Source organism: Collinsella sp. D33t1_170424_A12, from assembly GCF_015554865.1.
Taxonomy (GTDB): domain Bacteria; phylum Actinomycetota; class Coriobacteriia; order Coriobacteriales; family Coriobacteriaceae; genus Collinsella.
The window spans coordinates 1-14,843 of sequence record NZ_JADNJJ010000129.1; the positions used below are offsets into that span (position 1 = coordinate 1).

Consider the following 14,843-nt stretch of genomic DNA (forward strand, 5'->3'; position numbering starts at 1 on the left):
AGGCGCGGGCAGCCGCGCTTCGGTTGTCGGTTCGAGTGCGAGCTCGTGTTTTGCCAGCGTCTTTATGACGCCGGTGAGCATGCGTTCCGATATCACGAGATCCTCCTTGATAACGAATGCGCCCGGGCGTGCGGGCCCGGGCGCATTACAACAGCGAGGGGTAGTGCGGTTTCGACGTTAGCCCAGCGCAAACCACAGCGTGATACCAATAAGTACAGCGATCAAAACGATGCCGAGCGCGCCCAGGAAGCGCAGGCGCGAGGAGCGCGTGCGCTCTCGAACGTCGCGCTCGGTTGCGGCGAGCTGCTCGACCTCCTGCGCTTGCTCGCGCCCCTCGGCGAGGTTGCGCTCGAGGTCGATGGCCAGCGATTCGATGACCTCGGGATGGTTGCGGATCTCGGTGGCCTCGTCCATGACCGCCTGCGCCTCGTTCGCCTCGGCCCGCGCGTCATCGATGAGGCGGTCGAGCTTCTTCACTTCCTTCTCCTGCTCGGCGATGTGGTCGCGAAGTGCTCGCTGGCGCTCGGCCGCCTCGTTCTTTGCGCTGTCGAGTGCATCGCGCGCTTCGTCTGCTTCGTTGGTTACCGCTTCATGGGCGCGCTTGGCGGCTTCGATGGGCTCTTGGGCCTCGGCTACCGCAGCGCGGGCGAGCGAGACGCTGCGTTCGACCTCGTCCCTGGTTGTTGGCAGGGCGTTCTCGGCGTCGCGCAGCTGGGCGCAGGCGTCGGAGATATCGAGCTCGAGCTCACCGGACCGGACGGAATAGGCCGCGGTGTTGGCGGATGGGTTGCGCTCCAGCTCGCGCTTCTCTTCGTTGAGCGCATCGAGGCGGGCCGCTGCGCTCTTCACGGCGTGCTCGGCTGCGGCGATGGCCGTCTCCTCTTCGGAGAGCGCGACCTGCAGGGCGCGCTTGGCGTCGTCGAGGCGACGCTGCATGCGCGCTCCGGCTTCGCGCGAGGAGGACTCGCGCGCCTCGGCGGATTCCACGGCGGCCTTCAGGCGCTTCTCGACTTGGGTATCGTCGTCGCGCATGCGCTGGAGCTGCTCTTTAAGCTCTTCGATGCGGGCGCGGGCGGCATCTTGCTGCTGCTGGGCGGTGGCGACGCGCGTGTGCGCCTCGTCTTGCCGGGAGGTCTGTTCATCCATGATGAGCTCGTAGCGCGAGATGATGTCGCGGCGATGGGCGAGTTCCTCCTGCTGGTCCTCGATGGTTCGCTGGAGGTAGTCGAGGTGCTCGCGGGCCGATGCATGGGCGCGCTTGGCGGCGTTGACCTCGCGTACGGCGCCGACGCCCTCGCTGATGAACGAACCTACGACCTGAGCGGCGCTCGGACCGTCGTCGGCGTTATCCGCGGTGGACGAGTCGTCATCGGAGCCGTCGGCGGTCTCGCGAACGGGCTCGAACGCGGACTCCGGTGCGCCGGGCGCCGCGGCGTCTTCTGCCTTGAACGAGGCCGATGCGGGCCAGGAGCTCGTTCCGCCGTCGATGACCTCGAAGCCGCGGGGCAGCGGAGCGGGGTCGTCACCGACTTTCTCGTATTCCTCTCGGGTCAGGAACGTGGGGGTAAGGGTCTGGCCCGAGTCCCCATCGCCCGCGGCGTCGTTGTCGGACGTCGCGTCGGATGCATCGTCGAGTGCGGTGTGTACGCTGGAATCGCCGGGGACGTCCGCGGACTTGTTTGCCGCGGCATCGACGGCGGTCTCGTCGTGGCCTTCGACGGTATCGTGCTTCTCGTCCATGCGCTTGCTCCTATCCAAATCGCCGCGGCGGGGAGGCGCGGCGCGTGTCGTTCATTCCTGTATGTTACATGCCCGCGATGACGCCCGCGTGCACGGCTGGCGAATGACCGAAACAAATCGGAAGAATTGATGCGCTCCCGCTACGGTGTGCGCGTGACCTTACAATAATCCAGCAGGGCAGTGAGCTACGCGTTCGTCGGATGCCGCACATGGGCGGCCGGGCGGGCGCGTGCAGGAAGGTATACGAAAGACGCTATGGACCAAAAGCTGTTTACCTACGATATAGTTGCCGAGGACCCCAAGACGCATGCGCGAGCGGGCATCCTGCACACGCCGCACGGCGATATCGAGACCCCGATCTTCATGCCGGTCGGCACCAAGGCGAACGTCAAGGGCATCCCCACCGAGACGGTCAAGGACCTGGGCGCCCAGATCGTCCTCGCCAACACCTATCACCTCGCCATGCGTCCCGGCGCGGACCTGGTCCAGGAGATGGGCGGCCTGCACGCCTTCATGAACTGGCACGGACCCATCCTGACGGACTCGGGCGGATTCCAGGTGTTCAGCCATAACGACGCGGTCAAGCTCACCGACGAGGGCGTGCGCTTCATCGCCACCGACTACGACGGATCCCATGTCTTCTGGACGCCCGAGGACAACATGGAGATTGCCATGAAGCTGGGCAGCGACATCTGCATGCAGCTCGACCAGTGCCCGGGCTATCCGGCCACGCGCAAGTACGTCGAGCGCGCCGTCGAGCTCTCCAGCATGTGGGCGGAGCGCTGCTATAAGGCGCATACCCGCGACGACCAGGCGCTCTTCGGCATCGTCCAGGGCGGCATGCACCTGGACCTGCGCCTGCGCTCGCTCAAGCACCTCGAGGAGTGCGGAGACTTCCCGGGCTACGGCATCGGCGGCTACTCGGTTGGCGAGGACCACGAGACCATGTTCGAGTCGCTCGAGCCGCTCGTTTCCGAGCATATGCCGCGCACCAAGCCGCGCTACCTCATGGGCGTGGGCAACCCCACCACGCTCGTCCGCGCCGTCGGCATGGGCGTCGACATGTTCGACTGCGTGCTGCCCACGCGCACCGGCCGCATGGGTACCGCGTTCTCGAGCGAGGGCCGTTTGAACTTCCGCAACGCCCGCTTCGCGCACGACGCGGGCCCCATCGACGAGAAGTGCACCTGCCCGGTGTGCACGGGGGGCTACAGCCGCGCGCTCATCCGGCACATGGTCACCCAGAAGGAGATGCTCGGCGGCATCCTGCTGTCGCAGCACAACATCTACTTCTTGCTCGACCTCATGCGCCGTGCCCGCCAGGCGATCATCGAGGGTCGCTACGCCGAGTTCCGCGACGAGTGGATGGCGAGCGCCGGCGCCAACGACTACTAAGGCGCGCCGTTCGCCGATGACGTTTTGTCCGACGGCGCCTTGTCGCGCTCGCCCGCACGGCGCTCGTCTACCATGGCCGCAATGTCCGTCACGTGCGAGCCGAGAGGATGGCCACCCATGGCGTTTACCGTTTACAACTTCGAAGACAACGACGACGTGCGCGTTATCGCGCGCGCGGGGCAGTTCAAGGTGGTCCAGTGGGACCGCGACCTTTCCGTGATGCCCTCCAGCGCCGCGACCGCTTGGTTCGCCGCGCAGATGGACGTGCGTCGCCGTCAGCTCGTGGCCGACCTCGACGGCAAGACGGGCGTGACGCTCCAGGCGGGCGCCATGCAGTGGACGGTCGGCTCGGTTACGGCGAACACGGGCGTGAAGGGCGCCGGCGACCTGATGGGCAAGATGTTCCGCGGGGCGGTGAGCCAGGATTCCGTGATCAAGCCCGAATACACCGGTACGGGCAAGCTGGTGTGCGAGCCCACCTGGCAGCACCTGCTGTTGGTCGACCTGTCGAAGTGGGGCGGCTCGCTCGTGCTCAACGACGGGCTGTTCCTGGCGTGCGATGCAACGATCAAGCATTCGCTGCAGCGCCGTTCCAACCTGTCGTCGGCGGTCGCAGGCAACGAGGGCCTGTTCAGCTTGAGATTGGACGGCGCGGGGGTGGCGGTCTTGGAGTCGCCGTGCCCCGAGGCGGAAGTGGTCTACGTCGACCTGCACAACGATGAGCTGCGGGTCGATGGCAACTACGCGCTCGCTTGGACCGCCGGGCTCGATTTCACCGTCGAGCGTTCGGGCAAGAGCCTGATCGGCTCCGCGGCATCGGGCGAGGGCCTGGTGAACGTGTATCGCGGTACCGGCCGCGTGATGATGGCCCCGATGCAGGCGGCCACGTACTTCAACACCTATGCACCCGAGGCTACGTCGTAGCGTCGATGCGGAAAGAGCCGAAGAGCGCGTGCAGGCGAGCGCCGCGGGTCCCGTCGGGGGTCCGCGGCGCTTTGCCATCTAGCGCTTTGCCCGCACCTGTCAAGCGAGAACCGCTGACCGATGCGGCGCCGCTTCACCTCAGAAAAAACTGCAATCCTCTATACAATCAACATATTGGAAATATAGCCATTGCAGCTCTGCGATTGCTTGAGGAAGGGGAGGGTTGCGAGATATGGGATTGTGCTCATGGCTGCGCGAGCGTTTTCGTCGCACCGACGACGTACCTGCCGAAGCGAGCGCTGCTCGTGCGGGCGCGCGTGCTGAAGAGCCGGAGACGTTCGGATGCTCGGCGGGCTCATGGGTGGAGGTACCGCCCTTTGTCGAGGTCGATCCGAAGGACCATGCTGCCGCATGCGTGGTGGCGTCTGCCATCGCGGCGGGCGACCGGCCGGAAAGCACGATGGTCGTGCGCCGGGTGAGCATCGCGAACGATGAGCATCGTCGCGTCGCATGCGTCGCCACGGCCATTGCCGCGGGGGCGTACGAGATGAGCTCGTTCAAGGTGAAGAAGATTTACAAGCAGATGGAGAGGGGAAGCGAACATGCTGCGTAAATTCAAGATTTCTATCGATGGTACCCAGTATCTGGTCGAGATGGAGGAGGTTGGCGCCCCCGTGCAGACGCCGGCGGACGCCGCCGCCCCGGCGCCCGCTGCGGCCTCGGCGCCCGCCGCCGCCCCGGCGCCCGCTGCCGCCCCGGCGCCCGCGCCCGCTGCCGCGCCCGCGCCCGCTGGCGCCCATGTGCAGAGCGCGCCCATGCCGGGCACCATCCTGGATATCAAGGTCGCCGTGGGCGATGCCGTGAAGGCCAACCAGCCCATCATGGTGCTCGAGGCCATGAAGATGGAGAACCAGGTCGTTGCCGATCAGGACGGCGTCATCGCCTCCATCGCGGTCGCGAAGGGCGACATGGTGAATCCCGGCGACGAGCTGTTCAGTTTGAGCTAGGCCAGGCATCGGCGGCGCGGGAGCGCCGTTTTTTGCGTGGCCACTCAGAAAAGAGGCGTGGTTCCATTGGAAACTTTGATTGAAGGCGTACAAGCCCTGGGCGCCGAACCCGGGCGCATCGTGATGATGCTCATCGGCTGCATCCTTATGTATCTGGGCATCAAGAAGGAGTACGAGCCCACGTTGCTCGTCCCTATGGGTCTTGGCACCATCCTGGTGAACATCCCCGGTTCCGGCGTGCTGTCCATCGATGGCGCCGCCGGTCCGTTCCGGGTGCTGTTCGATGCGGGCATCGAGACCGAGCTGTTCCCGCTGCTGCTGTTCATCGGCATCGGCGCCATGATCGACTTCGGCCCGCTGCTGGCCAACCCGTTCCTGCTGCTGTTCGGCGCCGCCGCGCAGTTCGGCATCTTCTTCGTGATAATCGTGGCGGCCTTGCTCGGCTTCCATATCGCGGACGCGGCGTCGATCGGCATCATCGCCGCGGCGGACGGGCCCACATCGATCTTCGTGGCAAACTCGCTGGGTTCGAAGTACATGGGCGCCATCATGGTCGCGGCCTATTCGTACATGGCCCTCGTGCCCATCATCCAGCCGATCGCCATCAAGGCGGTCACCACCAAGAAGGAGCGCCAGATCCGCATGACCTATCGTCCCGGCGAGGTCTCCAAGACGGCGAAGATCCTCTTCCCGATCATCATCTGCGTGGTTGCCGGCCTCATCGCGCCCGTCTCGCTGCCGCTCGTGGGCTTCCTCATGTTCGGCAACCTGCTGCGCGAGTGCGGCGTGCTCGACCGCCTGTCGGTCTCCGCACAAAACGAGCTGGTCAACCTTATCTCCATCCTGCTGGGCCTGTGCGTGTCGGTGAAGATGGTCTACACCGACTTCCTGCAGTTCGATACCTTGCTCGTCATGGGGCTGGGCCTGCTCGGCTTCGTGATGGACTCGGTCGGCGGCGTGATGTTCGCCAAGTTCCTCAACCTGTTCCGCAAGGAGAAGATCAACCCCATGGTGGGCGCGGCGGGCATCTCCGCGTTCCCCATGAGCTCGCGTGTGATCCAGAAGATGGCGACGGAAGAGGACCCGGGCAACTTCATCCTCATGCAGGCGGCGGGTGCCAACGTGGCCGGTCAGATCGCATCGGTGGTCGCAGGCGGCTTGGTGCTGGGCCTGCTGCTCTAAGAAAGGAAGCGTGAGATTCGATGTCAATCGATATGAACGCCCTTGAGAAGGGCATCGAGATCCTCGGCCTGGGCTGGGGTGGCATCTTCGTCGTCATGATCATCATCTATCTCGTGTCGCTGGGTTTGTGCAAGCTCTTCCCGCCGAGGAAGGACGACTAGGAACAGCGATCCGATTGCGAGAATAAGGGAGGTGCGGTTCGCCGTATGGGACGCACGATTCGTTTTATGGAGACCGTGCTGCGTGATGGGCAGCAGAGCCAGATCGCCACGCGCATGCCCATCGAGGACATGGTTCCGATTCTGGAACAGCTCGATGCCTGCGGCTATGAGTCGCTCGAAGTGTGGGGCGGCGCAACGTTCGACGCGTGCTTGCGCTTTTTGAACGAGGACCCGTGGGAGCGGCTGCGCACCATTCGCGCGCACGTGAAGCACGCGAAGCTGCAGATGCTGCTGCGCGGCCAGAACCTGCTGGGATATCACAACTACGCCGACGACGTCGTGGAATCGCTGGTGAAGAAGGCGGTGGAGAACGGCATCGACGTGGTGCGCGTGTTCGATGCGCTCAACGATACCCGCAACCTGGTCACCTCGATCCGCGCGGCCAAGGAGGCGGGCGGCGAGGTCCAGGCGGCTATCTGCTATACCACCAGCGAGGTGCACACGGTCGAGTACTTCGTGGACCTGGCATGCGAGATGGAGCGCGCGGGCGCGAATTCCATCTGCATCAAGGATATGGCCGGCGTCCTCACGCCCGACGTGGCGTTCGAGCTGGTCTCCAAGATCAAGGCGGCCACGAACGTGCCCTTGCAGGTGCACACGCACGGTACGGCCGGCATCGCCCAGATGACGCTGCTCAAGTCCGTCGAGGCCGGGGCCGACATCATCGACACCTGCCTATCGCCTTTTGCCGAGGGAACGAGCCAGCCGTGCTCGGAGTCCATGGCCATCGCGTTGGAGGGGCTCGGGTACGACACGGGGCTCGACCTGGCTCCCATGGAGTCGGTTGCCGCGGCGCTGCTGCCGGTACGCGACCGCTTCCTGGAGGATGGCGTGCTCAACCCCAAGGTGCTGGGCGTCGATCCCAAGGCCCTGCTGTATAAGGTTCCGGGCGGCATGCTGTCCAATCTGCTCAACCAGCTCAAGGAGATGCGCATCGAGGACCGCTACGCCGACGTGCTTGCCGAAGTGCCGCGCGTCCGCGCCGACTTGGGCTATCCGCCGCTGGTCACGCCGCTGTCCCAGATGGTGGGCACGCAGGCCATGATGAACGTCGTGTCGGGCGAGCGCTACAAGATCGTGCCGTCCGAGATCCGCGACTACGTGCACGGTATGTATGGACGTCCGCCCGTGCCGATCGCCGACGATATTCGGTCCGCGATCATCGGCGATGACGAGGTGGTGACCTGCCGGCCCGCCGATCTGATCGAGCCGGCCATGCCGCGGCTGCGCGAGGAGATCTCGCAGTACGCCCGCTCCGAGGAAGACGTGCTGTCCTATGCGCTCTTTCCCGAGCAGGCGCGCGACTTCCTGGGTCGTCGCGAGGACCCGTTCTACGATGTGCCCGTGCAGGAAGTGACCGTATCCATCGAAGTCGATTAGCCGTTCGCTTCGCCCCGTCTTCGGCCTCTGGCCGGGCGGGGCGTTTTCGTGCGCATCCGCGAGCGCGCCTCCGTCGCCGCATGGCGTGAAGCCTGCCGGCGAGGGGGCGCTCGCATGCCGCGCGGGCGCTGGAGCGTGCTTGCCGGCGGCCGCGGGGCAGTGAAAACCCCGCCGGAAGGGATGCTTCCGACGGGGCGTAAGGAGGATGGGCTGCGTGTGGCGCTAGCGCTTCAGCGAGGTGAGGTCCTCGAGCGAGGTGCCGGGATAGCGCTTCTCGAAGTTCTCCTTGAAGAGCGCGACGAGCTTGGCTGCGGCCTCGTCGTAGGCCTCGGGGTCGTCCCAGGTCTTGCGGGGCTCCAGCAGGTCGGAGGGGACGCCCAGGCACTCGCGCGGGACGTCGACGTCGAACACGTCGTCGTGGCGATAGCCGGCGTAATCGAGCGAGCCGTCCATGGCGGCGCGAACGAGGGCGCGCGTGTGCGAGAGGGCGATGCGGTGGCCGGTGCCGTAGGGGCCGCCCGTCCACCCGGTGTTCACCAGGTAGACGCGGGTGTTATGACGCGCGATCTTCTCGCCGAGCAGATAGGCGTAGACCATGTGGTCGAGCGGCATGAAGGGCTCGCCGAAGAGCGCGGAGAACGTGGGCTGCGGCTCCACGATGCCCACCTCGGTGCCGGCCACCTTGGAGGTGTAGCCGGTGAGGAAGTGGAACATGGCCTCGGTGCGGTCGAGGCGCGAGATCGGCGGCAGCACGCCGTAGGCGTCGGCGGTGAGGAACAGGATGACGCTGGGGGTCTCGCCCACGCTGGGCTCGACGGCGCTGGCGATGTGGGACAGCGGGTAGCCAGCGCGGGTGTTCTCCGTGATGGAGCCGTCTGCGTAATCGGGCTCATGGGTGGCCGGATCGAGGACGAGGTTCTCGGTGAGGCAGCCGAACTTGATGGCGTCGTAGATCTCGGGCTCGCGCTCGCGGGTAAGGTCGATGCACTTGGCGTAGCAGCCTCCCTCGATGTTGAAGATGCCGCGCGGGCTCCAGCCGTGCTCGTCATCGCCGATGAGGCGGCGGTCGGGGTCGGCGGAGAGCGTCGTCTTACCGGTGCCGGAGAGGCCGAAGAGCACCGCGGTCTTGCCGGTGACGGGGTCGACGTTGGCGGAGCAGTGCATGGAGAGCACGCCGTCCTCCACGGGGAGCAGGTAGCTCATCGTGGTGAAGATGCCCTTCTTGATCTCGCCGGAGTAGCCGGTGCCCGCCACGATGATGGTCTTGGCGTCGAAGTTGAGCATGACGGCCGCGTCGCCGTCGACGCCGTCGGCCTCCTTGGTGGTGGTGTAGTCGGGCGCGGCGAATACCACGATGTCGGGGCGGCCGAAGTTTTCGAGCTCGTCCGCCGTGGGCCGCACGAGCAGCTGGCTGATGAAGAGGGCCTGGCTGGCGCGCTCGCAGATCACGATGACCTTGCGCGCGTAGGCGCGGTCGGCGCCGGCGTAGGCGCGAACGACGAAGAGCTCGCGCTCGGACAGGTGGGCGGCTACGTTGCCGTAGAGGCGCTCGTAGGTCTCGACATCGATCGGACGGTTCTGCGGGCTGTCCCAGTTCACGTTTTCGTGTGCCACGGGAGCATCGACGATATAGCGGTTCTGGGGGGAGCGGCCGGTGTACTTGCCGGTTTCGACCATGAGGGAGCCGGATGCGGTGAGGACGCCCTCACCTGTGCTTACGGCGTGCGCGATGAGCTGGGCCGGGCACCAGTCAACATGCACGCGCTCCCGGTCTGCGGTGATACCAAGATCCTGAAGAACGGTTCCAATCATGACCTACCACTCCTTATTCGAAGGTATGTAATGCACCTTGCATTCGCATGGGCTCCACTATGCCAAAGCGAAGTGCCTGCAGCGCATAACAAATCGGTCAAAGCGATAGGTTTATAGGGAAACGGCGAATGAGACCGTTCTTCTTGTCATTATGCTTACAGTGTGGTAAACGCCTGCGCGTCGACTGGGCGCAGCGAAGCGTCCACGGAGTCGAAGGAGGCCATCTTGCCGGCGGCTGTGAGCAACCGGGCGCATCCCCCGAGGTCGACTCCGGTAAAGGTGCCCGTGGCGATGGTGGCGCCGTCGGGCGATACGGCGCGCACGCATCGGCCGCGATAGGCGAGGCGCTCGTTGTAGGCGTCGACGATGCCGGTGAGGGGCGCGGCATCCGCATCCGCCTGCTCGATTGCGCCGCGCCAGTCGTCCGTGGTCTCGAGCACGCGCGCGCGGATGGACCGCGCGAGGTCATCGTGGCCGGGGAGGGGGGAGGCGCGCAGGCAGTCATCCAGGCTCGAGACGGGCAGGGCGCCGTCGACGCGTTCGATGCGGCGCGGCGCGTGGTAATTGATGCCGATGCCGCATACGGCGATGGTCTCGGATGAATTCGCCCGCGCCTCCACGAGGATGCCGCCGAGCTTGCCGTCTGCGGACACGATGTCGTTGGGCCATTTGAGCGAGAGCCCGCTCGCGCCCGCCTCCTCGAGCGCGCGCAGGACGCCCAGGCCGCATGCGACGGGCAGTCCGGGCAGCACGCGCGCGGGAATGGGCGCGCGCAGCAGGATGGAGAGGTAGAGGCCGCCGTCCGGCGAGGCCCAGCTATGGGCGCGGCGCCCTCGGCCCGAGGTCTGGACGCGTGCGCGCAGCGCCGTTCCGTGACCTGCACCGGCGGCGGCGCGTTCGAGCAGCTCGATATTGGTGGACCCCACCTCGTCTAAAACGATGAGGTCGCTTCGATCGTATGCGCTGGCGTCCATGTATCCTCCTTGAACCCGGGTTGCGAGGGGCATTGTACTCCCGTTTCACCGCGCTCGCGCGGCGCCCGGCGCGAGAGGCGCCGACGGCCGATGCGCCCCGCCGTGCGATTCGACGCGCTCGCCCGCGTGCGGCGTTCGGGCGTTCTGCGAATCGGGTACCATGGAGAACGTGCGCCATACGGCGCCTTGTGACAAGGAGGAACGTACTCATGGCATATGACCGTAATTGCCGGGGCTCCGACCGTACGGAGCGTCGAGGCGACCGCAAGAACGAGCGCGCCCGGGAGGCCGAGCTCCACACCAAGAAGATGGCAGACGCTTACGCCAAGGAGATCGAGCGCTGCATCGCCGGCCTTGCGGTCTACGATGCCTCGCCCGCGGTGGACGCCGAGGGCTGCGTACCGTCCGTGAGCGTGGTCGACCAGGACAGCGTGGCGACGATCTTGGAGAACGGCCGCGGGCGCGCCCAGTTCTGCGATATGGCCGTGCTCGATTTCGCTTCGTTCACCACGCCGGGCGGCGGCTACGCGCGCGGCTCCATGGCGCAGGAGGAGGCCCTGTGTGCCGAATCGTTCCTGTATAACGTGCTCAAGAGCCAGGGTGGCTGGTATGGCGAGAACCGTCGTCGCCATATCAACTGCAATCTGTATAAGAATCGCGGCATGGTGGCGCCCGCCGTGCGCTTCACGCGCGACAAGATCCATGCGTACGCCGACGTGCTCGTGGTGGCGGCGCCGAACGCCCGTCGCGCGCGCGAGGAGTACGGTGTGAAGGACGATGTCCTGCGCGATGCGATGCGCGACCGCATCCGCTTCGCCCTGGCGCTCGCCGACGCCGCGGGCCGCGAGAAGCTTGTGCTGGGCGCATTCGGCTGCGGCGTTTTCGGTTGGGAGGCCGTGGAGGTGGCCGAGATGATGCGCGCCGAGCTGGCGAGCGGCGCGCATCGTGCCAAGGAGGTCTTCGTGGCGGTGCCGCGCACGCGCTTCGATGAGAATTTCGCTCAGTTCGCCCACGTGTTCGCCGCGTTCCCCGAGGCCGTCGACGCCCCGTATGCACCGGCGCCCGTAGAGGAGAAGCCCGCCGTGAGCGAGGAAGAGGAAGACGACGACTGGCGCAAGTACCTGTAGCGCACGCGCAGGAGGCCCGCGCCGCCCGCCCTCAGCGAGCACCCTTCGGGGTGCTCTTTTTTTAGGGAGGGCCGCAGGCGGGATGCGCCGGTGTCGAATGGGCGTAAGATAGGCGCATCGCATGGAAACCATGGCCGCGCGCAAGCGGCTCGAATGAAACGGGGGCGGGCATGGGCCGTCTGGGCTATATCGTACGGTGCATCGCGCATATGGATTACGGCGCGCTGTTCGAAACGGTCGGCGAGGTGCATAGGCGCAGCGGCAAGAACCGCGTGGGCCTGTTCTTCGATATCGTGAAGTGCGGCTTCAAGTACGGGGCGGGCTACAAGGATTACCTGCTGCTTGAGTTCGAAACCATGACCGAGGCGCAGCGTGCGACGTTTGTGACCCGCGGTGTGAACAACACGATCGTGAGCATGCTCAACGACCCTGCGTACTACCATATCTTCGATAACAAGAACGAGTTCTATACCGCCTTCGCCGAGTACCTGCACCGCGACTGGCTCGACTTCGGCGCCGCTACCAAGGACGAGGCGTGCGCCTTCCTGGAGGCGCGCGAGCAGATCATCGCGAAGCCCCGCGACGCCTCGTGCGGCGTGGGCGTGGAGAAGCTCGCGCGGGCCGATTTCGAGACGGTCGACGCGATGTACGATTATCTGAAGCGCGCCGATGCCGACCTTATCGAGGACGTGGTGGTCCAGCATCCCGATATGGCGCGCATCAATCCCGGCTCCGTCAATACCATCCGCGTCTACACGGTGCTTGCGGACGGCGAGGCCAACGCCGTGTACGCGTGCATCCGCATGGGCAACAGCGACCGTCCGGTCGATAACATCAATGCGGGCGGCATGTACTCGCCGGTCGATATGGAGACGGGCAAGATCGCCGGTCCCGCGTGCGACAAGCAATTCCGCGTATACGAGGCGCATCCCCGTACGGGCACCGTGCTTACGGGGTACCAGATCCCGCTGTGGAACGAGTCCATCGCCATGTGCTGCGCGGCCGCCCATAAGGTGCCGCAGATGGGCTATCTGGGATGGGATGTCGCTATCACCGAAGACGGGCCGCTGCTCATCGAGGCGAACAACATGCCCGGCCATGACGCCTTCCCGCAGATGCCCTCGCAGGCGCCGGACAAGATCGGTTTCAAGCCGCAGCTCCAGCGCTATATCAAGGGGCTGTAGCCAGGCTGGCGGCTCCGCGTGCGAGTAGGGGGCGCCCGCGCATCGTGGTAACGCGATGCGCGGGCGCCTTTTCGTTTTGATGGCCGCAAGACGAGCGGTGGAGGCGGCGTGCGGGCCGATTGCCGGTTGCGAGCGGGCGATCACGGGGTCGGACGGGGCGCGCGAGTGCGAACGTGCCCGCGGGCCGCCGCCGGCTCGATGGCCGAGCGAGGTGATCGGGGCGCGCGAGTGCGTGGCGGCCGTCTGCGTGCAGGGTCGGACGGGGTGCGCGTCGGTCGAACGTGCCCGTGCGCGACCGCCGGCTAGCGCTTCATGAACACGTACGTGGCGCGCGTTCCGCCCTCGTGCGAGAGTGCGGGATCGAAGGCGAACCCGACGTCGAAGCGCTTGAGGTCCTCGAGGCACCCGGCGCCCGTCTCGGCCATCCAGCGCACCATGGATCCGCGCGCGGTCTTGCTTTCGGTTGATTTCTGCACCGGCTTGCCGTTTCGCAAGCTGCTCGAGAACACGCAGGTAGCTACTGGTGTTTCTGCTGAGATGCAGGGGAGCACCGCTTTGGAGTACTCGGCGCTCGCCAGGTTGACGACCTCGGTGCCGTCGCTGGCGCAGATGCGTTCCGCCAGGCGCCGGCCCCAGAAGGCGTAGAGGTTGCGCGCGTCGTCGATGGCGAGTTTGGCGCCCATCTCAAGCCGGTAGGGTTGAACGGCGTCGAAGGGGCGCACGCAGCCGTAGAGTGCGCTGAGGATCCATAGGTGCTCCTGTAGCCATTCGAGCGCGTCATCGCCCAGCACGTGCGCCGCCATGCTGCGGTATTGGATGCCCGTATACGAGAAGACGGCGGGGCCGACGCGCCGAGAGGTCTCGGCGTCGTCGAGTTCGCGCGCGTCCGCGACGGGGTGGAAATCGTGCAGGCGCTCGACGTTTTCAGCCAGCAGCTTGTCGCTCACGGCCCAGAGGCGCTGCAGGCCCTCGGCGCCCTCGTTCTGCTCGACGGCTCGTAGCTCGTCGACGATGCGCGCGGTCTCTCGCGGGAACGGCGGGATGCCGCGCGGGGCGAAGGCATCGCCGTCCACGTTCATCTGCTTCGCGGGCGAGATGATGGCTTGTATCACGGGATGCTCCGATTCTGATTCGAGGGTTTTCGGGAACTGCGGGATGTGTATCTGCCGAAATTGTAACCGCTAACAGCTTTGTTGGATTGCACGCATCCAGCTGTTGGCGCATCGGCCGGATTTCTTGGAATTGCACGATGCCCGCCGGATGCGCTGGTACGGTCGAATCATGGATATCGTGTTTTGGGGCATATCGGCTTTGCGCATGTACCGCATTCCTCCGTTTCTCCGCGGGGATCTGGCGGCGCGCTTCGATCGGGAGCATCTCCTGCATCGTCCGTCGAGGGTCGATCAGTCCGCCGTCGATCTTATCGGACGACCCGTCCACGTTATGGTGCGCTCCCGCGCGGACCGCTGGAGTCTCAAGCACGCGAAGATGCACCTGTGGGGTGGCGATATTCCCGTTGGCGCCATTGAGGAATGCGGCCCCTATGCGTCCTGCGCCACGCCGGCTTTCGCGCTTTTGCAGCTCGCGCCATTCGTCTCGCAGATTCATCTGTGCATGCTGCTGCACGAAGTATGCGGAGGCTTTACGGTGTGCGAATTGCCCGGGTGCGTGCGCGACGAGTTGCAGGTCCTCGTGGGGAGGGGATGGCATGGCAGCGAGGGTTGGCGACCGGTGTTGGACAGCGCGGGCCGTTTGACCGATCTTTGGCAGCGCCCTGCGTGCATCGACGTGGATGGCGTTGCACGGTTTGCCGCGTGCAACCAGGGTGCTCGAGGGGGCTTGCGACTCCTGCGCGCTACGCAGGATTACTTCGGATGCGCTCGGTCGCCGTTCGAGG

At 65.7% G+C, this 14,843-nt stretch carries 14 protein-coding genes; 10 read left to right on the forward strand and 4 right to left on the reverse strand.

Annotation, left to right across the window (positions count from 1 at the left end; translation table 11 throughout):
• Positions 1–177: 177 nt before the first annotated feature.
• Positions 178–1,740 (reverse strand): hypothetical protein, encoded by a 1,563-nt coding sequence (locus I2E26_RS05635; RefSeq protein WP_195419944.1) that lies wholly within the window; start codon positions 1,738–1,740, stop codon positions 178–180.
• 255 nt (positions 1,741–1,995) lie between these two features.
• Here I2E26_RS05635 and tgt point away from each other — a divergent pair, with 255 nt between their 5' ends.
• From tgt to I2E26_RS05670, 7 genes are all read left to right on the forward strand, one after another.
• Positions 1,996–3,135 (forward strand): tRNA guanosine(34) transglycosylase Tgt, encoded by a 1,140-nt coding sequence (gene tgt / locus I2E26_RS05640; protein ID WP_147587946.1) that lies wholly within the window; start codon positions 1,996–1,998, stop codon positions 3,133–3,135.
• A 117-nt stretch (positions 3,136–3,252) separates the two neighbouring features.
• A complete protein-coding gene (locus I2E26_RS05645; protein WP_147587947.1) occupies positions 3,253–4,059 on the forward strand; it encodes an AIM24 family protein in 807 nt (268 codons plus the stop codon).
• A gap of 232 nt (positions 4,060–4,291) precedes the next feature.
• Complete coding sequence (locus tag I2E26_RS05650) at positions 4,292–4,672, forward strand: hypothetical protein (RefSeq protein ID WP_195419945.1); 381 nt, start codon at positions 4,292–4,294, stop codon at positions 4,670–4,672.
• Positions 4,662–5,066: an acetyl-CoA carboxylase biotin carboxyl carrier protein subunit gene (locus I2E26_RS05655; protein WP_195419946.1), complete on the forward strand. Its 405-nt coding sequence runs from the start codon at positions 4,662–4,664 to the stop codon at positions 5,064–5,066. The genes I2E26_RS05650 and I2E26_RS05655 overlap by 11 nt, the downstream gene beginning before the upstream one ends.
• Before the next feature lie 66 nt (positions 5,067–5,132).
• Positions 5,133–6,248 carry a sodium ion-translocating decarboxylase subunit beta gene (locus tag I2E26_RS05660; protein ID WP_195419947.1) on the forward strand — a complete coding sequence of 372 codons (1,116 nt, stop codon included), beginning with the start codon at positions 5,133–5,135 and terminating at the stop codon, positions 6,246–6,248.
• A 20-nt stretch (positions 6,249–6,268) separates the two neighbouring features.
• Positions 6,269–6,409, forward strand: a complete 141-nt coding sequence (locus I2E26_RS05665) for an OadG-related small transporter subunit (RefSeq protein ID WP_187231581.1) — start codon at positions 6,269–6,271, stop codon at positions 6,407–6,409.
• Positions 6,410–6,454: 45 nt separating this feature from the next.
• Complete coding sequence (locus I2E26_RS05670) at positions 6,455–7,849, forward strand: oxaloacetate decarboxylase subunit alpha (RefSeq protein ID WP_195419948.1); 1,395 nt, start codon at positions 6,455–6,457, stop codon at positions 7,847–7,849.
• 222 nt (positions 7,850–8,071) lie between these two features.
• On the opposite strand, the gene pckA is transcribed toward I2E26_RS05670, so the two are convergent.
• Both pckA and I2E26_RS05680 read right to left on the reverse strand, forming a co-directional pair.
• Positions 8,072–9,661, reverse strand: a complete 1,590-nt coding sequence (pckA, locus tag I2E26_RS05675; protein WP_195419949.1) for a phosphoenolpyruvate carboxykinase (ATP) — start codon at positions 9,659–9,661, stop codon at positions 8,072–8,074.
• 155 nt (positions 9,662–9,816) lie between these two features.
• Entirely contained in the window at positions 9,817–10,635 is an 819-nt protein-coding gene (locus tag I2E26_RS05680; RefSeq protein ID WP_195419950.1) for a biotin--[acetyl-CoA-carboxylase] ligase, read from the reverse strand.
• Positions 10,636–10,844: 209 nt separating this feature from the next.
• On the opposite strand from I2E26_RS05680, the gene I2E26_RS05685 reads away from it, so the two are divergent.
• Positions 10,845–11,762, forward strand: coding sequence for a TIGR02452 family protein (locus I2E26_RS05685; protein ID WP_195419951.1), 918 nt, complete (start codon positions 10,845–10,847; stop codon positions 11,760–11,762).
• A gap of 170 nt (positions 11,763–11,932) precedes the next feature.
• A complete protein-coding gene (locus I2E26_RS05690; protein WP_195419952.1) occupies positions 11,933–12,946 on the forward strand; it encodes a sugar-transfer associated ATP-grasp domain-containing protein in 1,014 nt (337 codons plus the stop codon).
• Positions 12,947–13,248: 302 nt separating this feature from the next.
• Here the strand turns inward: I2E26_RS05690 and I2E26_RS05695 are convergent, their stop codons facing one another.
• Entirely contained in the window at positions 13,249–14,058 is an 810-nt protein-coding gene (locus I2E26_RS05695; protein ID WP_195419953.1) for a YaaA family protein, read from the reverse strand.
• Positions 14,059–14,227: 169 nt separating this feature from the next.
• On the opposite strand from I2E26_RS05695, the gene I2E26_RS09085 reads away from it, so the two are divergent.
• Positions 14,228–14,843: hypothetical protein (locus I2E26_RS09085; protein WP_229056449.1), on the forward strand; the 616-nt coding region annotated here is incomplete at its 3' end.